The organism is Hydrogenobacter sp. T-8 (genome assembly GCF_011006175.1).
Classification (GTDB): domain Bacteria; phylum Aquificota; class Aquificia; order Aquificales; family Aquificaceae; genus Pampinifervens; species Pampinifervens florentissimum.
In genome coordinates, this window is record NZ_CP048795.1 from 570,146 (window position 1) to 587,260 (window position 17,115).

Below are 17,115 nucleotides of genomic sequence, written 5' to 3' on the forward strand. Positions count from 1 at the left end.
GTTAGTTTGCAATTTATGGTGTTTTCTACAGCTGATGGAATAATGTATAGATTGAGCGTTGCATGGGAACATCCAAGCCCTTCAAGAAAGTGGTTGATAAACTGTGGGGAACTGGTTTTAGACTTTGTCAAAGAGGAAGTGTGGAAAAGGGGAGAACTTATCCTTCAGGAAAAAAGGGACAAGCTTAAGATGATGCTTGAGAGCTTTCTAAGGGATGAGTACGATACAAAGAGCAGAGAAAGGGCCATGAGGAACATTAAGCTTTTGGAGAGGGTGCAAGAGCTTCTAACATCTTCCTGAGTGTTATCCTGTTTATGCCTAAGATCCTGGCAGTTTTAGATTGGTTTTTATCCAGTAAGGTGTATGCTTCTTGAACAATAACTGAGGAAAGTTTTTTTAAAAGTTTATGGTATATTCCCTCTTCCCCTCCTTCTATAAGCCTTTTGATCTCCAGTCTGAGAAGGGTTTCAAGTTCCTCAAGACCTTCCCTGCAGTAATCTACCACCGTAAGCTCAACGTCCCTACTTTTTAGTACATCTCCACTGCTGAGAGCAATTGCTCTCCTAAGAACGTTTTCCATCTCCCTTATATTACCAGGCCAACTGTAAGATGTAACTTTTTCCAAAAACTCCCTTGTATAACCTCTTATCCTCTTCCCCATTTCTTTAGAAAGGTTTTCTATCATACAGTTGAGCAAGATTGGAATATCCTCCTTCCTATCCCTGAGAGGGGGAATGTGTATATGAATGGTGCTTATCCTGTAATATAGATCTTCCCTGAACTTACCATCCTTAACCAAGCTCTTTATATCTTTATTGGTAGCACTTATGAGCCTAAAATCGCAATGCACCTCCTTTGTACTTCCCAGCCTCCTTACCTTCTTTTCCTGTAGTACTCTCAGCAGCTTAGATTGCATGGAAAGAGGCAGGTCTCCTATCTCATCAAGGAAGAGTACACCACCTTTTGCAGACTCTATTAGCCCTTCTTTAGTATGGGATGCACCAGTAAAAGCACCTCGCTCGTAACCAAAAAGCTCTGCTTCAAGAAGTTCTGGAGGGATTGCCGAAGAGTTAATGGCTACAAAGGGACCGTTCCATCTCCTGGACAATTTCCAAAGAGCTTTGGCAAAGAGTTCTTTCCCAACGCCCGTTTCACCGGTTATCAGAACAGGCACATCCAAAGGTGCAGCTTTACCAACGTTTTTCAGTACTTCCTTCATCTTCCCCTCTGGGTTTCCTATTATGGAGCAAAGCTCTTTACACAGCTCACCAGATAGGTTCTCACCACTGGTAAAGACTGGTATGACCTCTTCCTCGTGATAGATCACCCTCTTAGCTTCACTTATAGACATTTCCAGATCTTTAACATCAACAGGTTTCAGGAGGACATCATAAAAGCCGAGGCTTATGAGTTTCATAGTGTACCCTGGTAAACGCTTCGCAGTTATAGCCATTATGATGTTACCATTCTCTTTTAGGTCTGGAACTGCAGAAAAACCAACAGTATCTACATCCAGTATTACCACAGAGTTCTTGATGTCATCTGGTAATTCTTCAACGCGCTCTATGCCATCTAAGTAAAGCTCGCAATCTTTTGTGTAGAGCACCACATCCATGTTTATTAAGTATACAAGTTGTTTATAAAATATACATGATACTTATCATAAGTGAACAAAAACACTGGTTTCTGCATTCATCACCGATTGGCACAGATTTTGCAATACACAGATTTTGCAATACTCAAGATAGGAGGTTGAAGTATGAAGAGAGAACATTTGGAAGAGATCATAGAAAGGAATCCAAGGGAAAAGCTAAAGGCGGACAAACATCCTCTTGATATAATGGAAGACCTTCCAAGGCTCATAAGGGATGGTTATGATAAAACTCCTGAAGAGGACCTTGTACGCCTTCAGTGGTACGGACTCTACCATGATAAACCACGGATTGGGCACTTTCTTCTGAGGATAAAACTACCAGGTGGCATGTTAAGCCCGAAACAGCTTAGAGAAATAGGTTCACTTGCTAAGAATTTTAACGACTATGCGGAGCTTACAACCCGTCAGGACATACAGCTGCATTACATAAGGCTTGATGACCTTCCTCTGGTGTTTAAAAGATTGTCCAGCGTTGGACTCTTTCCCGTTGGATCCTGCGGTGATACAGTAAGGAATATAACAAGCTGTCCTGTCGTTGGTGTAGACAAGGATGAGCTCTTTGATGTCAGAGAGTGCATAGGGGAGCTTGAGAGCTTCTTCCACAACCCTGAGAACAGGAAGTACTTTAACCTACCAAGAAAGTTCAAGATAACCATATCAGCCTGTCCTTACCACTGCAATTATCCGGAGATGCATGACCTTTCCTTTGTTGGGATGGTAAAGGATGGAGTTGAAGGCTTTGCAGTATGGGTAGGCGGTGGGCTTTCATCAACGCCAAGGCTTGCAAGGAAGCTTGGCATATTCATCCCAAAGGAAAAGGTCTTAGAGGTGGCAAAGGCAGTTGTAGATATATGGAGCGAAGAGCCAGAAAACAGAAAGTCCTTTGTAAAGGCGAGGATAAAGTACTTCGTAGACAAGGTAGGAGCAGAAAGGTTTAAAGAGATGCTCTTTGAAAGGCTAAGCTTCACTCCAGAATCCATTAAGGAGGAGCCAGTGGCAATAAGGAGGAACTTTCACGTGGGGATTGGAAAACAAAAGCAGGAGGGGTTCTTCTATGTGGGTTTTCCTGTAGAAGCTGGTAGGGTATCTGGCAGTCAGCTTATAAAGGTAGCAGAGCTTGCGCAAGCTCTTAACCTTTCCATAAGGATCTCTCAGAGGCAAAACCTGATACTAACAGACGTACCGGAGGAAAGGCTTGAGCATGTTATAGAAGGTATGGAAAGGATAGGCTTTAGCTTGAAAAAGAGCATTCCAAGGAGTATCTCCATAGCCTGCACTAGCGACCCCTTCTGCAATTACTCTGTTGGTTCCTCAAAAGAGTGGCTTTTGGAACTTCTTAACTATCTAGAAGAAAGAATTGGAGATATAGGGGACATAGCAATAGGTGTTGATGGATGTCCCCATGCCTGCGCCCATCATTGGCTGAACGATATAGGGCTTCAGGCTACCCACATAAGACATCCAGATGGTAGTGTGGAAAGTGCCGTGAATATTGTGCTGGGAGGTGGTTATGGAAGGCATGCAAGCATAGGCAGGATTGTGGTAAAAAGGGTTCCTTTACCTTTGGCGAAGGAGTACATAGAGAAGCTCATCATAGCTTATAAAAGCTCAGCGTATGGAAGCTTTCATGAGTTTATAAAAGCTCATTCTGATGAGGAGCTTTTAAACATCATGCAGGAAAAGAAGGTTATAAAAGAAGAAGGAGGAAAGGTAAGAGTGAGGATATTTGGGCCTATAAGCAGGTTCTTTGGCGGTCTTTCTGAGGTTGAAGTGTCTGCGAAAACGGTAGAAGAAGCCCTTTTGAAGCTTGAGGAGGAGTTTGAAGATTTTCGTGGAAAGGCCATTGATGAAAGGGGAGAGCTAAAACCCTTTTTGAAGGTTTTTCTGAATGAGGAGGACGTAAGGTTCTTACAGGGGCTTAAAACACCCGTTAAAGAGGGGGATGAGATAGCTATGTATCCAGCTCTTGCAGGAGGTTCTCCCATGTACGATGAGCTTGAACTTCATGAGCTTGCCATTGAGTACGAGGACAAACCAGCTAAGGATGTGATAGCTTGGGCTCTTGATAGCTTCCATCCAAGGCTTTACATAGCGTGGAGCGGTCAAGCAGAGGACATGGTTCTACTTGATATGGCTCACAGGATAAACCCACAGGTTAGAGTTTTTACCGTTGACACAGGAAGACTCTATGAAGAAACTTACAGGCTTATTGAACGAGTTTACGAGGTATACGGTTTAAGGATAGATGTTTATTTTCCAAACAGTGAAGAAGTTGAACAGATGGTACAGGGATTTGGCGTAAATCTTTTCTACAAGTCTGTAGAACTAAGACACCTTTGCTGTCATGTAAGAAAAGTGAGACCTTTACTGAGGGCTTTAAGACAGGTGGATGCATGGATAACTGGACTAAGAAGGGAGCAGTGGGCAAGCAGGCAAAACATAATGAAAATTGAGGTAGACCATGACCACGGACAGATAGTAAAGATAAATCCCTTGGCAGATTGGACAGAGAAGGAAGTATGGAATTACATAAAGGAGAACAAGGTTCCCTACAATGAGCTATACGACAAAGGCTTTAAAAGCATAGGATGTGCTCCTTGTACAAGGCCCGTGTCTGAAGGTGAGGACCCAAGGTCTGGTAGATGGTGGTGGGAAAAGGATGCACCAAAAGAGTGTGGTATGCACTGCAGTTTAGAAACTGGAGGCTTTGAAAGAATAGCTGACAAAGTGCTGGGAGACATAAAATGATCAGAGTTTGGTGTGTCTCAAAAGATTTTGAAAAGGAGCTTATAAAGAGAGGCTGGAAAGAGGGAAAGTTCGATGGCCGGAGGTGCCTAATGAAGGAATTAGGAAGCTGGTTATGGATTTGTCTCCTTTCAGACCAAGAGGTGAAACTTGTATCTTTTCCCATAGAAGATAGCTCAAGGGTCCACTCTGAAGGTATGAGGAAATTGATAGAGGAACTGAAGGAGGTCTCTGAAGTTATGGACTTTTCCCTTTCTGCGAGGATGGAGTATGGGAGCTGAGCACATTATGTTTGCTTTTCTTGGATTTTTCATAGCCTTTGCCATAGGCCTAACTGGTGTGGGTGCTGGAACTCTCACAGCTCCTACCCTCATACTGCTTGGATTGGACCCAGCAAAAGCTGTCGGTTCAGCCCTCGCTTTTTCAGCTATCGTAAAGCTACCAGCAGGTTTTTTACACGCACTCCATAAAAACGTAGACTACAGAGTTCTCAGGGCTATGCTGTCTGGAGGCCTTCCAGGTGTTTTCATAGGCTCTTACTTCCTTTCCAAGCTTTCCCTTGCTCAAAGCCTAAAAGGTCTGATCCTTCTGACCATAGGCCTTACCATACTCTTATCCATACTCCTAAACCTCTTTCTCCTCTTTAAAAACATGAGGATAGATATGACAGAGCACTCTTACGTATTACCTTTTGCGTGCTTTTTTATAGGTCTTGAGGTAGGCTTTACCTCGACTGGCGCTGGAGCATTGGGAATGGTGCTCCTGATCTATTTTACTCGTTTGGACACTCCAAAATGCGTTGGTACGGATATAGCTTTTGGTTTAGCTTGTTCTTTAATCGGTAGCTTTTCTCATATGTTCTTGGGACATGCGGAGGCGAGCCTTTTCCTTCCTATGAGTATTGGTGGCCTCTTAGGTGTTTGGCTTGGAACTAAACTAACAAGGAAAATCGACCCAAGACCTTTGAGGTTCATCATATCAGCCCTGCTTTTCATAGTGGCTTTAAACCTTATCCGCAGAGGGCTTAACTGATGGGTAAAGTATACCTTGTAGGAGCAGGGCCAGGAGACCAAGAGCTTTTAACACTTAAAGCTTTAAGACTCATAAAATCTGCGGATGTCATACTCTACGACAGGCTCATAAACCAAGAGATACTTCTTTTTGCAAAACCAGACTGCGAGCTCGTATACGTAGGAAAAGAAGCTGGAAAGCATACAATAGAACAGGAGAAGATAAACGAGCTTTTGCTAAAGTATGCTCAAACAAAGGATGTCGTTGTAAGGCTAAAGGGAGGAGATCCTTTCATCTTCGGAAGGGGAGGAGAAGAGGCATTATTTTTGGCAGAGCATAGAATAGACTTTGAGATAGTTCCAGGGGTAAGCTCCTTTTACTCAGTACCAGCCTATGCGGGTATACCATTGACCTTTAGGGGAATATCCTCTTCCTTTGCGGTAATAACAGGGCATGAGGACACAAGGAAAGAAAGCTCCAGCATAGACTGGAATAGCCTAAAAGGTATAAACACACTGGTTTTTCTCATGGGAGTATCAAGGAGGAAGGAGATAGCCAAGAGGCTAATAGAGATAGGAAGGAGTCCAGATGAGCCAGTTGCCTTTATAGAGAATGGGACAACTGAGAGGCAAAGGGTGATCTTAACGAGCCTTTACGAGCTTTCCACAGACCCTCCAAAGGTGAACCCTCCAGCCGTTATGGTTGTAGGGAGTGTAGTAACACTTAGAGAATATATGAATCAGTTTTCAAAGGAGGTGAAGGTATGCTTCCAGCACCCCATGGTGGAGCGCTTGTAAATAGAGTTGTTCCTGAAAGGGAAAAGGTGAAGATACTGATGGAGGCTGAAAAATATCCAGCTCTTTACGTTGATACTGATACACTTCTTGATATTGAGAACATAGCCACTGGAGTTTTTTCACCTCTTAAGGGGTTTATGACGGAGGAAGAGCTTAGCAGTGTTGCTCACAGGATGATCCTACCTAACGGTGATGTGTGGAGCATACCTATTTTGCTACAGGTCAAAGAGAAAGATAGTTTAAGAAAGTTGGGGATTGGGGAGAGAGTGGTTATAAAGGACAGTAGTAATAGAATAAAGGCGATAGTTGATGTTAAGGATATTTATCGCATTGATATTAAGAAAATTGCCAAGCTTGTATGGGGCACGGATAGCGATGAGCATCCAGGTGTAAATATCTTCTATTCAAAGGGTGAGTGGGCGCTAGGAGGTGATGTTTGGCTTTTGGAAAGGGTAGAATCTCCCTTTAAGCAATGGGTCTTAGAACCGGCAGAAACAAGGAAGGTCTTTGAGTACAGAGGATGGAAGACTATAACTGGATTTCAAACAAGGAACGCACCGCATAAAGCTCACGAATACCTTCAGAGGATAGCCTTAGAAATGACGGATGGGCTTTTTATAAACCCTGTCCTAGGTTGGAAAAAATCCGATGACTTTGATTCTCATACAGTTTTAAGAGCCTACGAGTATCTCATAGATAACTACTATCCACGTCAGAGGGTCTTGCTCTCTGGACTTTCTACATCCATGAGGTACGCAGGTCCAAGGGAAGCAGTATTCCATGCCATAGTGAGGAAGAACTTTGGATGTACGCATTTTATGATAGGTAGGGACCATGCAGGCGTTGGAAACTTTTACGACCCATACGAAGCACATAGAATATTTGATAAACTCCCCTCCGACATAGGTATAGAGATAGTAAAGGTTACTGCAGTCTTTTATTGCCACCTATGTGAAGCCATGGCTTCAGACAAAAGCTGTGGACATGATGACCATCAAAGAGTGTACGTTAGCATGACCAAGATAAGGGATATGTTAAGAAAGGGGCTCACTCCTCCAAGAGAGATGATAAGAGAGGATGTTGCTCAGCTTCTTATGAAAGGGTTTGTAGCTTCAGAGGTTGACATATAGCTATAAGCCGAGTAAGAAAGAAATCAATACCCTTGTGTATGAGCAGAGCTTGTTTCTAAAAGAAGGAATTTTTTTACAAAACCTTCACAAGAAGGCTCTCTTTTTAAGAAAAAGAATTAGCCCACTTTGAGGAAAAAGGGGACTTGAAAAGGAGAGCTACAATGAACAAGGTAGCACAGAACAGAGAAAAAAGCAAGGGGGAATTTCAAAACCCCTCACAGAGAGAGCAGGAGCTCCGCCAGAGATTTCTTGAGAGCAAGGCAGTGGAATAGAGGAGAGGAAGTCACGATATTATACCGCGGTCCGCTTTCCTTTTTAAAGGATGGAGGTGGCAACATGGAGTTCAAAAAGGAAGTTATAAGAGTTAGGCTCACAAAAAGTGTAAAAGAAAAGCTGGATGCTGTGGCAGAAGAAGAAGGTAGAGGAATTTCTGAGTTGGTCAGAGAAGCCATAATGGAATGGCTACATAAAAAGGAAAAGGAAATGGCAAAGCCCTTCCTAATCAAATAACCTTGAGGTGATATAAACATGGCTTTTGAGTTTGTGGTTGGTATTATGGCAACACCCACAACCCTTGTGGTTAAGGATGGTATAATTAAAAGGGTATTTGTTGGTGTAGTAAGACACCAGAGAATACTTCAGGAGGTGTAGACTATGCAATTTTTTCTTGATACTGGCATGGTGGATGAGATAAAACAAGCTCTTGAATGGGGAATACTTGACGGTGTAACGACGAACCCATCTCTAATAGCCAAGACGGGAAGACCCTTCTTGGAGGTAGCTAAGGAAATACTCCAATTGGTGGACGGACCTGTAAGCCTTGAGACGGTCTCAAGGGATGCGGAGGGTATGATAAGGGAAGGTAGGATGCTTGCGGAACTTGGGGATAATGTAGTGGTAAAGATTCCCATGACTCCAGAGGGGATGAAGGCGGTTCAGGTTCTTGAATCTGAAGGTATACCAACGAACGTTACCCTTGTTTTTTCACCCGCTCAAGCTCTCATTGCGGCAAAGGCAGGAGCGAGTTTTGTATCGCCCTTCATAGGCAGGATAGACGATGTTTCAAGCGATGGAATGAAGCTTATAAGGGAAGTAAAGCAGATATTTGACAACTATGACATAGTGGATACGGAGATAATCGTCGCCAGTGTAAGACATCCCATGCATGTGGTGGAGGCAGCACTAATAGGTGCGGACATATGCACCATGCCCTTTGAGGTAATGAAAAAACTCTTCCAGCACCCTCTCACCGATAAGGGTATTGAGCTTTTCCTAAAGGATTGGGAGAAGGTGCCAGGAAGACCCTTCTAAAACCTCCCACCGCCGAGAATTCTGAGTATGTCGTTTAATATCACAAAACCCGCAAGCACTATTATTATGGCATAGCCTGCTTTTACCCATACCTCTTTGAACTTGGGAGAGAAGGGCTTTCTTCTCATGGATTCCATAAGAAAGAGTAGGATAAGCCCACCATCAAGAATGGGAAGTGGTATAAGGTTAAATATGGCAAGTTGAACAGATATAAAAGCCATCATACCTATAAAGGGAAGTATGCCTTGCTGTGCGGACTCACCCGCCAATTGGGCTATGGCTATGGGTCCACCAAGGGTCTTTATGGACAAACCACCAGTAATAAGGCTCCAAAGAGCTTTCAAAGAAAGAAGGCTCAACATGTATGTTCTGTGAACCCCGTCAAGGAAGGCTTGCAGGGGTGGCTCTTTGCTCTCCACCGTCTCCACGTAGGGAGATATACCCAAAAGGGGCAGTCCTGTCTTTTGGTCAATCTTTGGAATAACGGTCTTCTCCTCTAAGGAATCTCCCCTCTGCACGAGAAGCACTACAGGCTTGTCTCTGGACTCTCTTATAGCCTTTACAAGGTCATACCATCCCTTTACCTCACGACCATTGACCTTTAGTATCTTGTCTCCTCTCTGTATGCCCACCTGAAAGGCAGGGCTGTTCTCCACAACCCTTCCTACCACTGCTGGAAGCCATGGCTCCGCACCAAAGCCAGAAGACCTACTTATGCTGTCCCTTACAGATAGGTTTATTTCCCTTCCGTCCCTTATTACCTTTACGCTCCAACCTTTGCTGAGTATATTCTCAAAGACCGCACTCTCCACATCTTTCCAACTTTGCACCCTCTTGGAGTTTATCTCCAGTATAAGGTCCCCTTCCCTTATGCCCAGCTTTTGAGCTATGCTGTTTTCTGCCACATGACCTACCACTGGCTTTTCATAAACATACTTGGGAACCTGTTTGCCCACCATAGCAAGGAAGGCAAAGAGCAAAACCGCAAGAATAAAGTTAAAGAGGGGACCACCAAAGGCTATAAGTATCTTCTGCCAGTTAGGTTTTGAGGAAAAGGCTCTTTTGTCTTGAACCACCTCCTCCTCACCGTAGAGCTTTACAAAGCCCCCAAGAGGCAATGCAGAGACCCTATACTCCGTCTCTCCCACCTTCTTACTGAAAAGCACAGGACCAAAGCCTATGGAGAATATATCCACCCTGACACCAAAAAGCTTTGCCATTAGAAAATGACCAAGCTCGTGAAACCATATAAGCACACCTATAAGAACAAGAAAAGCCAAAACATACTCCATGTTTACCTCCTAAGTGATACCTTCTTCCTTTAATATTTTTTCTATCTCAGGGTCCTTTTTGGCAAGTTTTTTCATAACTTTCTCCAACTTTTCTTCCCTTTCCTCTATCTCTCTAATCTTCCTTGCCACAGGCTCAACCGCAGTCCTTCTGTCCCATATGACAAAACCTATAAGAATTCCCATACCTCCAAATAATATACCAAAGCCCCAATAAAGAAAGGTTCTTAATTCGTCAAATTGTCTCTGTGTGTCTTTTTTAAGTTCGTCTATCTGTTTTTTTAGGTCATCTATCTGTCTTTGGAGATATTTTTGACCCTCTTCCAGCCTTATAATCCTATCCCTATCCTCCTGAGTAAAAGGCACTTCCTTTGGCAGTGCAATGCTAAATAACAAAGTCAACAGCAGGAAAAGTTTCATACTACTCCTCACTTAGTCTTCTATGACCTTAACTATAATCTTCCTTTCTCTGGGTCCGTCAAACTCTGCAAGAAAAATCGCTTCCCAAGTGCCAAGGACAAGGTCTCCATCTTCTATAGGTATTACCCTTGAGTTGCCTATTATGGCACTTCTTATATGTGCTGCGGAGTTTCCTTCTGAGTGGGCGTAGTTATCCCTCCATGGGATTATCTTCTCAAGGGAATAGGTTATATCCTTTATCACATCTGGGTCCGCACCCTCGTTTATAAATACGCAGGCGGTGGTATGGGGAACATATACGAGACACATGCCAGACCTCACACCAGAAGCTCTAACCACTTCTCTTACTTGATTGGTGATGTTTACAAAGCTCGTATGTTTTGTGGTTCTGACCTTTATTACAGCCATGCTACCTGAGGGTCATCTTAAAGATGCATCTTTCGTGGCCTTGGGCTCTGCAGGCTACCTCTTTGACGCTCACCTTCTTATCAAGAAGCTCACTTAGAAAGCCTTCAAAGAACCCAGCCATTGGCTCACACACAGGACTTTTGCTCTGACCCACCGCCTCCACCAGAATGGATCCATCAACCCTTATCTCCATCTTATCAAGGTCGTATTCAAAAACATCCAAAAGCCTTGAGGACTCTGCTATAACCGTTAGCACATCAAGGGCCTCATCCAACCTATCTGTGTATATGCCATACCTTTCCTTTAGTATCTTTGCACCCTTTTTTCCGCCAAAGTTAGTGGCTTTTTTTATAACCTTATCTATGCCCAGCTTGCTGAGCTTGTATATGTCCCTATAGCCATCCACCAGCGCCGCACGGTGCACAAGCACAGACTCCCGCTCAATGGCCTCCGCAAGAGCTCTGAACTTATCCTTTAAATATTCCATCCTATACTCCTAAGTTTTTGCCTTCCTTCTTCAGATATTTTATCACTGCTCCAAGCAGGCTCAAATACAAAGTTTATCACAACATCCTCCAAATCTGGAAAGTTTTTAAGCAGATGCTCCCTTATATGCTGAGCAAAAAAACCTCTTGCAGGGCAGGAGGGGACTGTTAAGGTCATATCTATGTATGCCATTCTGTCTTTGACCTGCACACCGTATATAAGCCCAAGATTTACTATGTCTATAGGTATCTCTGGGTCTTTTATCTCTTTTAACTTTTCCAAGATTTCAAGTTCCATTGGAATAAATATAGGATTTTTCCCAGTCTAAGGCGGTTTTTATGATAAACTCCAAGTTGTCATATTGAGGTTTCCAGCCAAGAATTTGTCTTGCCTTTTGACTATCCGCTACGAGCATGGGTGGGTCTCCTTCACGCCTTGATGCGTATCTTACCTGAAAGTCCACGCCAGAGACCTCTTTTACCTTTTGCACTACCTCAAGCACCGAGTATCCTCTACCATATCCCACATTAAAGACGTCGCTTTGCCCTCCACTCATTAGGTAGTCTAAAGCCTTTAAATGAGCCTCGCATAGGTCCATAACATGCACGTAGTCTCTTATGCACGTCCCGTCAGGTGTTGGATAATCTGTTCCAAAGACCTCCATATGGGGAAACTGACCAGTTGCAGTCTTTACAGCCCTTAGGATAAGATGCGTTGGCTCTCTGCTTACTTGTCCTATACTGCCCTCTGGGTCTGCACCCGCTACGTTGAAATACCTGAGGATAGCATACTTCAAGCCTGTGGTATAGGAGAAGTCTTTTATTGCCTGCTCTGTAAATAGCTTACTCCAGCCATAGGGGTTGATAGGCTCTGTTGGGTCATCCTCTTTTACTGGGACTTTATCTGGTATGCCATAAACTGCAGCGGTGGAGGAAAATATGAGATACTGCGTCCCAGCTCTTTGCATAGCCTGAAGAAGGTTGAGAGTTCCCAGAAAGTTGTTCTCGTAATATAGCAGTGGCTTTCTAACGCTTTCTGGGACTTTTACCTTTGCGGCAAAGTGGATAACCGCATGGGGCTTGAACTCAAGGAAAACCTCCTCAAGGGCTTTGTAGTTGAGAAGGTCTACTACTTTGAGGTCTCCGTAAAGCACAGCCCAAGCGTTGCCTTCGGAGAGGTTGTCTACAGTAAGGACTTGGTATCCTCTCTCACCTAATAGCTTTACCATATGAGAACCTATATAGCCTGCTCCCCCCGTTACTAATATTCGCATAGTGCAATTATATATCAATCCTCAAGGTTTTGTGCCAGATAGTCCGCCAAGTGCAAGACCTCCTGTCCAGTTTTGTGTTTTTTAACTCCATCCTTTAAATTAAGCACACAGCCTGGGCAGGTGGTAAGCACCACATCCGCTTGAGTTTTCTGAAGGTCTTGGACTTTTTCCTTCTGTATTTGGTCTGACATTTTGGGGTTTGTTATGGAAAAAAGCCCTGCAAAGCCACAGCAAGACTTGTCCTTTTCTGCCCTGTTGACCTTGTCTCCTTCAATCCTCTCCATGACACCGTAGAAGACCTTGTCGCTTACCTTCATTGCACTGTAGGAGTGGCATGGCACGTGGAAGGTGAGGACTTTTCCAGAGCCTTTGAATTTCAAAGGGCTTTTGAAGACTATTTCCGCAAAGTCATAAACTGGTTTTTGTAGCTTGTAATCCTCCTGCAAAGCTCCACCGCATGTGGGACAGGCAACCACCACTGCGTCAAACTCATACTTTTCCATCTCTTTAAGGTTATGCTCTCTTAACTTCTCAAAAGCGGGTAGGTTTCCAGAGTAATAGTGGGGTGCACCACAGCACTTTATATCCTCTGGGACAACCACCGTGTAGCCTGCTTTGTTCATTAGCCTTATGACGTTCTCACCCGTTTTGCCATAAAAGGCATCTATCATACAGCCTGTGAAAAAAAGGAGCTTTCCCTTTTCTTCCTGAGCCTTAAAGACCTTACCTCTTAGTCCAAAAGCCTCTGCAGTAGGCTTTGGCATAAACTTCACCGCACCGGTGGGAAAGGGCGTTTTTATCTCTCCAAAAGGCAAGGGGCTAAGAAGTTTACCAGCTAACTTTACCACCTTTCTACCTGCCTTTGACTGCAATAGTTCCAGGGACTTTAGACCAAGACTTTTTACTATTCCCTGTCCCAAATTTTCCCTTTGCATATTTCTTGCATGGACCAAAATCTCCTTATATTCCACGTTATTGGGACATATCCACTCACATCTTCTACACATGGCACACTGGTCCCATTGCTTGGCAACCTCTTCAGAGAGTGGTAGTTTTCCCTTTACCACCATCTCCGCAAGGGCAAGCCTGCCACGTGCAAATCCAGCCTCCTCTTGTATGTATGGATATGTGGGGCATACGGACTTACAAAGTCCACATTTTACGCACTTTTGAGCAAGGTCAAGAGGTATCTCTATAAACTTCTCCATAGTCTATGTAAATATAGGGCTTTTGTAAGAGGTTGAATTGACCAAAAGCAGGTTATAATTTTGTATTCTTGAGCGGGTGTGGCGGAACTGGCAGACGCGCAGGACTTAGGATCCTGTGGGGATAACCCGTGAGGGTTCGACTCCCTCCACCCGCACCAATAATAGGAGGTTTGCATGAAGATTAGTGTAGAAGACAGACAGGGGCTATTCAAAAGCCTTAAAGTTGAGGTGGAAGGTGATATAGTGAGGTCTGCCCTTGATGAGGTTTACAACTACCTTAAGCAAAACGCAGAGGTGGAAGGCTTTAGAAGGGGCAAAGCACCTCTTTGGGTCATTAAAGCTAAGTTCAAAGAATACATACAGGAGGAGGTGGGCAAAAAGGTGGCAAATGCCACGCTGGCGGGTGCAATACAGGAAAGTGGGCTAAAGCCGGTGGCGGACATATACCTTGAAAGCGTTCACTTAGAAGAGCCTTCTCAGAGGCTGAGCTACAGTGTGTCCTTTGAGGTCCCTCCTGAGTTTGAGCTTGAGAACCTTGAGGGGCTTGAGGTGAAGATAGGAAAGGTAGAGTTCAGCGATGAGTTGGTAAAGAGAAGGATAGAGGAGATAAGGGAGGAGCATGCCATCTGGGAGCCTGTAGAAAGGGAGGCAAGAGAGGGCGACCTGGTGGTGGTGGACTACAGGGTTGAGGAAACAGAAAGCGGTGAGCACACCGAGGGGGAAACCTCAGGGGTCATAGGGACAAAAACCTTCAGAGAAGAGATAGAGAGAGAGCTTGTAGGAAAGAAAGAAGGCGACAGCTTTGTTCTTGAGGACCTAACCCTCTACGACACGGAGGGCAAACCTGCGGGCAAGGCAAGGGTGGAGATAACCATAAAAAGCATAAAGGAGAAGGTGCTTCCTGAGCTCAACGACGACTTTGCAAAGGAGCTTGGGCTTGGTGAGACTTGGGCGGAAGCGGAGGAGAAGATAAGGGAAGAGGTAAGGGCAAGCATTGAAAACATGAAGAAAGCCATGATAGCCGATGCGGTAGCCATAAAGCTGGTCCAAATGCACCAGTTTGATGTCCCTCAGACCCTTCTTCAGAGAGAGCTTTCGCACCTTGTAGAAAGGAGGGTAAGGGAGCTATCCCAATGGGGGATAGACCCCAAGTATTTAGACTACAAAGCTATAGCTCAAGAGCTTACACCGCAGGCGGTTTTCAACATAAAGCTAAGGTTTATATTGGATAAATACGCAGTCCAGAAGAATATTGAAGTTAGCACGGAGGAGCTACAGCAGAGGATAGAAGGCTTGGCACAAGCCTATGAACGTACACCAGAGGAGATGAGAGAATTTCTGCAGAGAGAAAACCTACTGCCAGTCCTTGAGGAGGACATAAAGAGGGAGAAAGCTCTTGAGGACATAGTTTCAAAGGCAGTGGTCAAAGAAACAGAGGAGAAAAAGGAGGAAAAGGATGAGAATACTTGACCAGCTTGTTCCCATAGTTATAGAGCAGACACCAAGGGGTGAAAGGGCTTTCGACATATACTCAAGGCTTTTACAGGACAGGATAGTCCTATTGGGCTTTCCCATTGACGACCACATAGCCAACCTTATCGTGGCACAGCTACTTTTCTTGGAGGCTCAGGACCCTGACAAAGACATATATATGTATATAAACTCACCCGGTGGGTCCGTCACTGCTGGTATGGCAATATACGACACCATGCAATACATAAAGCCCGATGTGGTTACCATATGCCTTGGTCAGGCAGCCTCTATGGGTGCGGTTTTGCTCTCTGCAGGTGCAAAGGGCAAAAGGTATGCATTGCCCCACTCAAGGATAATGATACACCAACCCCTTGGAGGTATAACAGGTCAGGCGACAGATATAATAATCCATGCGGAGGAAATAAAGAGGATAAAACACATGCTCAACGAAATCCTATCAAAGCACACAGGACAGCCCTTAGAAAAGATTGAAAGGGATGTGGAAAGGGACTATTTTATGTCCGCTCAGGAAGCTATGGAATACGGCATAGTGGATAAGGTAATAGAAAAGAGGAGCTAATATGTCAAGAAAGAGACAGGAAAACCACTGTTCCTTCTGTGGACGCTCTCAGAGCGAGGTTTTGGTGCTAATAGCAGGACCCAACGATACCTTCATATGCGACCGGTGCGTGGAGGTTTGCAACAACATAATAAAGGAGCAGAAAAAACAGCTCAGCTATAACCTCTCAAAAGAAGTCCCCACTCCAGAAGAGATAAAAAGACAGCTTGACCAGTATGTGATAGGACAAGAAAGGGCAAAGAAGGTGCTTTCTGTGGCAGTCTACAACCACTATAAGAGGATAAGGACAAAGGAGCTGGGGTTTAGCCTTGACGATGTAGAGGTGGAAAAAAGCAACATTTTACTAATAGGTCCCACAGGTTCTGGCAAAACCCTGCTTGCCAAAACCTTGGCGAAGATACTAGATGTGCCCTTTGCCATATCCGATGCCACCACTCTCACAGAGGCGGGGTATGTGGGAGAAGATGTGGAAAATGTTCTTGTAAGGCTTTTGCAAAACTGTGGCTATGATGTGCAGGCAGCCCAGAGGGGTATCGTATACATTGATGAGATAGACAAAATAGCCAAGAAGGCTGGCATAAACCCCTCCATCACAAGAGATGTCTCTGGCGAGGGTGTCCAGCAGGCACTTTTGAAGATAATAGAAGGAACCATTTCCAACGTGCCACCACAGGGAGGAAGAAAGCACCCCCATCAGGAGTTCATACAGATAGACACCACAGACATCCTCTTCATATGCGGTGGTGCCTTTGTGGGACTTGAGGACATAATAAAGAGAAGACTTGGCAAATCTGTGGTGGGCTTTGAGGCGGAGATAAGAAAGTTTGACAAAGGAGAAAACCCGCTCCACTTTGTGGAGGTGGATGACCTCATACACTATGGGCTAATACCGGAGTTTGTTGGTAGGCTTCCTGTGATTGCGGTTCTTGATGAGCTAACGGAGGAGGAGCTAATAAGGGTGCTTGTTGAACCAAGAAACGCACTTGTGAAGCAGTATAAGAAACTTTTTGAGATGGAAGGTGTAGAGCTTGAGTTTACAGAGGATGCACTTGTAGAAATAGCGAGAGAATCTATAAGAAGGAAAACGGGTGCAAGGGGTCTAAGGGCTATCATGGAGGAGATAATGCTTGATGTGATGTTTGAGATACCTTCTTTGCATGATGTAAAGAAAGTGCTTGTAAGTGCGGAAGTAGTGAAGAACAAACTAAAGCCCATATATATAATGAAAGAAGCGGTGTAAAGAGTTAAGCCATGAATACATGGAGCTTAATCCAACCCTATAAAAGCAACATAGGGCATAATTTAGTGATATGCTTTTTAGTAAGGAGGT

20 protein-coding genes and 1 tRNA gene are annotated in these 17,115 nt (G+C 44.3%); 13 read left to right on the plus strand and 8 right to left on the minus strand.

Features of this window, described 5'->3' with window-relative positions:
- Positions 1–15 precede the first annotated feature (15 nt).
- Positions 16–300 carry a hypothetical protein gene (locus tag G3M65_RS03330; protein ID WP_173833190.1) on the plus strand — a complete coding sequence of 95 codons (285 nt, stop codon included), beginning with the start codon at positions 16–18 and terminating at the stop codon, positions 298–300.
- On the opposite strand, the gene G3M65_RS03335 is transcribed toward G3M65_RS03330, so the two are convergent.
- Positions 257–1,615: a sigma-54-dependent transcriptional regulator gene (locus G3M65_RS03335; RefSeq protein ID WP_173833191.1), complete on the minus strand. Its 1,359-nt coding sequence runs from the start codon at positions 1,613–1,615 to the stop codon at positions 257–259. The two genes, G3M65_RS03330 and G3M65_RS03335, sit on opposite strands and share 44 nt — an antisense overlap.
- Positions 1,616–1,759: 144 nt before the next feature.
- Between G3M65_RS03335 and G3M65_RS03340 the strand changes: the two genes are divergently transcribed.
- The 8 genes from G3M65_RS03340 (at position 1,760) to fsa (ending at position 8,648) form a co-directional block, all read left to right on the plus strand.
- Complete coding sequence (locus G3M65_RS03340) at positions 1,760–4,402, plus strand: phosphoadenylyl-sulfate reductase (protein ID WP_173833192.1); 2,643 nt, start codon at positions 1,760–1,762, stop codon at positions 4,400–4,402.
- 89 nt (positions 4,403–4,491) lie between these two features.
- Positions 4,492–4,680, plus strand: a complete 189-nt coding sequence (locus tag G3M65_RS03345) for a hypothetical protein (RefSeq protein WP_173833193.1) — start codon at positions 4,492–4,494, stop codon at positions 4,678–4,680.
- A 7-nt stretch (positions 4,681–4,687) separates the two neighbouring features.
- Positions 4,688–5,431, plus strand: coding sequence for a sulfite exporter TauE/SafE family protein (locus tag G3M65_RS03350; RefSeq protein ID WP_173833194.1), 744 nt, complete (start codon positions 4,688–4,690; stop codon positions 5,429–5,431).
- Positions 5,431–6,207, plus strand: coding sequence for a uroporphyrinogen-III C-methyltransferase (cobA, locus tag G3M65_RS03355; protein ID WP_173833195.1), 777 nt, complete (start codon positions 5,431–5,433; stop codon positions 6,205–6,207). Before G3M65_RS03350 ends, cobA begins: the two co-directional genes overlap by 1 nt.
- Positions 6,174–7,337, plus strand: coding sequence for a sulfate adenylyltransferase (gene sat, locus G3M65_RS03360; RefSeq protein ID WP_173833196.1), 1,164 nt, complete (start codon positions 6,174–6,176; stop codon positions 7,335–7,337). Before cobA ends, sat begins: the two co-directional genes overlap by 34 nt.
- Before the next feature lie 336 nt (positions 7,338–7,673).
- Positions 7,674–7,847, plus strand: coding sequence for a ribbon-helix-helix protein, CopG family (locus tag G3M65_RS03365; RefSeq protein WP_173833197.1), 174 nt, complete (start codon positions 7,674–7,676; stop codon positions 7,845–7,847).
- 18 nt (positions 7,848–7,865) lie between these two features.
- A complete protein-coding gene (locus G3M65_RS10580) occupies positions 7,866–7,988 on the plus strand; it encodes a hypothetical protein (RefSeq protein ID WP_256370832.1) in 123 nt (40 codons plus the stop codon).
- A 3-nt stretch (positions 7,989–7,991) separates the two neighbouring features.
- A complete protein-coding gene (gene fsa, locus G3M65_RS03370) occupies positions 7,992–8,648 on the plus strand; it encodes a fructose-6-phosphate aldolase (RefSeq protein WP_173833198.1) in 657 nt (218 codons plus the stop codon).
- Here fsa and rseP read toward each other — a convergent pair.
- Genes rseP through G3M65_RS03405 form a run of 7 tightly spaced genes read right to left on the minus strand, consistent with a single transcriptional unit; the run spans position 8,645 to position 13,732 of the window.
- Positions 8,645–9,940 carry an RIP metalloprotease RseP gene (gene rseP / locus G3M65_RS03375; protein ID WP_173833199.1) on the minus strand — a complete coding sequence of 432 codons (1,296 nt, stop codon included), beginning with the start codon at positions 9,938–9,940 and terminating at the stop codon, positions 8,645–8,647. The genes fsa and rseP overlap by 4 nt on opposite strands.
- 9 nt (positions 9,941–9,949) lie before the next feature.
- Positions 9,950–10,357 (minus strand): hypothetical protein, encoded by a 408-nt coding sequence (locus tag G3M65_RS03380; RefSeq protein WP_173833200.1) that lies wholly within the window; start codon positions 10,355–10,357, stop codon positions 9,950–9,952.
- Between the two features lie 12 nt (positions 10,358–10,369).
- Positions 10,370–10,765, minus strand: a complete 396-nt coding sequence (locus tag G3M65_RS03385) for a secondary thiamine-phosphate synthase enzyme YjbQ (RefSeq protein WP_173833201.1) — start codon at positions 10,763–10,765, stop codon at positions 10,370–10,372.
- Position 10,766: 1 nt separating this feature from the next.
- The gene (locus tag G3M65_RS03390; protein WP_173833202.1) at positions 10,767–11,252 is read right to left on the minus strand and encodes a V4R domain-containing protein; all 486 of its coding nucleotides are present in this window, start codon (positions 11,250–11,252) and stop codon (positions 10,767–10,769) included.
- Positions 11,240–11,548, minus strand: a complete 309-nt coding sequence (locus G3M65_RS03395) for a metal-sulfur cluster assembly factor (protein WP_173833203.1) — start codon at positions 11,546–11,548, stop codon at positions 11,240–11,242. Before G3M65_RS03395 ends, G3M65_RS03390 begins: the two co-directional genes overlap by 13 nt.
- Complete coding sequence (gene galE / locus G3M65_RS03400; RefSeq protein WP_173833204.1) at positions 11,538–12,524, minus strand: UDP-glucose 4-epimerase GalE; 987 nt, start codon at positions 12,522–12,524, stop codon at positions 11,538–11,540. Before galE ends, G3M65_RS03395 begins: the two co-directional genes overlap by 11 nt.
- Before the next feature lie 14 nt (positions 12,525–12,538).
- On the minus strand, positions 12,539–13,732 hold the full coding sequence (locus G3M65_RS03405) for a (Fe-S)-binding protein (RefSeq protein WP_173833205.1): 1,194 nt from the start codon (positions 13,730–13,732) through the stop codon (positions 12,539–12,541).
- A gap of 72 nt (positions 13,733–13,804) precedes the next feature.
- Between G3M65_RS03405 and G3M65_RS03410 the strand changes: the two genes are divergently transcribed.
- The 4 genes from G3M65_RS03410 (at position 13,805) to clpX (ending at position 17,025) form a co-directional block, all read left to right on the plus strand.
- A tRNA-Leu gene (locus G3M65_RS03410) sits at positions 13,805–13,890 on the plus strand.
- 16 nt (positions 13,891–13,906) lie between these two features.
- Complete coding sequence (gene tig, locus G3M65_RS03415; protein WP_173833206.1) at positions 13,907–15,202, plus strand: trigger factor; 1,296 nt, start codon at positions 13,907–13,909, stop codon at positions 15,200–15,202.
- A complete protein-coding gene (gene clpP / locus G3M65_RS03420) occupies positions 15,189–15,785 on the plus strand; it encodes an ATP-dependent Clp endopeptidase proteolytic subunit ClpP (RefSeq protein WP_173833207.1) in 597 nt (198 codons plus the stop codon). The genes tig and clpP overlap by 14 nt, the downstream gene beginning before the upstream one ends.
- Before the next feature lies 1 nt (position 15,786).
- Entirely contained in the window at positions 15,787–17,025 is a 1,239-nt protein-coding gene (gene clpX / locus G3M65_RS03425; protein WP_173833208.1) for an ATP-dependent Clp protease ATP-binding subunit ClpX, read from the plus strand.
- The last annotated feature ends 90 nt before the right edge of the window (positions 17,026–17,115 follow it).

Coding starts and splice junctions, on each gene's coding strand:
- G3M65_RS03330 (WP_173833190.1), top strand. CDS start 16: ATGGTGTTTTCTACAGCTGATGGAATAATGTATAGATTGAGCGTTGCA.
- G3M65_RS03335 (WP_173833191.1), bottom strand. CDS start 1,615: ATGGATGTGGTGCTCTACACAAAAGATTGCGAGCTTTACTTAGATGGC.
- G3M65_RS03340 (WP_173833192.1), top strand. CDS start 1,760: ATGAAGAGAGAACATTTGGAAGAGATCATAGAAAGGAATCCAAGGGAA.
- G3M65_RS03345 (WP_173833193.1), top strand. CDS start 4,492: ATGAAGGAATTAGGAAGCTGGTTATGGATTTGTCTCCTTTCAGACCAA.
- G3M65_RS03350 (WP_173833194.1), top strand. CDS start 4,688: ATGTTTGCTTTTCTTGGATTTTTCATAGCCTTTGCCATAGGCCTAACT.
- cobA (WP_173833195.1), top strand. CDS start 5,431: ATGGGTAAAGTATACCTTGTAGGAGCAGGGCCAGGAGACCAAGAGCTT.
- sat (WP_173833196.1), top strand. CDS start 6,174: ATGCTTCCAGCACCCCATGGTGGAGCGCTTGTAAATAGAGTTGTTCCT.
- G3M65_RS03365 (WP_173833197.1), top strand. CDS start 7,674: ATGGAGTTCAAAAAGGAAGTTATAAGAGTTAGGCTCACAAAAAGTGTA.
- G3M65_RS10580 (WP_256370832.1), top strand. CDS start 7,866: ATGGCTTTTGAGTTTGTGGTTGGTATTATGGCAACACCCACAACCCTT.
- fsa (WP_173833198.1), top strand. CDS start 7,992: ATGCAATTTTTTCTTGATACTGGCATGGTGGATGAGATAAAACAAGCT.
- rseP (WP_173833199.1), bottom strand. CDS start 9,940: ATGGAGTATGTTTTGGCTTTTCTTGTTCTTATAGGTGTGCTTATATGG.
- G3M65_RS03380 (WP_173833200.1), bottom strand. CDS start 10,357: ATGAAACTTTTCCTGCTGTTGACTTTGTTATTTAGCATTGCACTGCCA.
- G3M65_RS03385 (WP_173833201.1), bottom strand. CDS start 10,765: ATGGCTGTAATAAAGGTCAGAACCACAAAACATACGAGCTTTGTAAAC.
- G3M65_RS03390 (WP_173833202.1), bottom strand. CDS start 11,252: ATGGAATATTTAAAGGATAAGTTCAGAGCTCTTGCGGAGGCCATTGAG.
- G3M65_RS03395 (WP_173833203.1), bottom strand. CDS start 11,548: ATGGAACTTGAAATCTTGGAAAAGTTAAAAGAGATAAAAGACCCAGAG.
- galE (WP_173833204.1), bottom strand. CDS start 12,524: ATGCGAATATTAGTAACGGGGGGAGCAGGCTATATAGGTTCTCATATG.
- G3M65_RS03405 (WP_173833205.1), bottom strand. CDS start 13,732: ATGGAGAAGTTTATAGAGATACCTCTTGACCTTGCTCAAAAGTGCGTA.
- tig (WP_173833206.1), top strand. CDS start 13,907: ATGAAGATTAGTGTAGAAGACAGACAGGGGCTATTCAAAAGCCTTAAA.
- clpP (WP_173833207.1), top strand. CDS start 15,189: ATGAGAATACTTGACCAGCTTGTTCCCATAGTTATAGAGCAGACACCA.
- clpX (WP_173833208.1), top strand. CDS start 15,787: ATGTCAAGAAAGAGACAGGAAAACCACTGTTCCTTCTGTGGACGCTCT.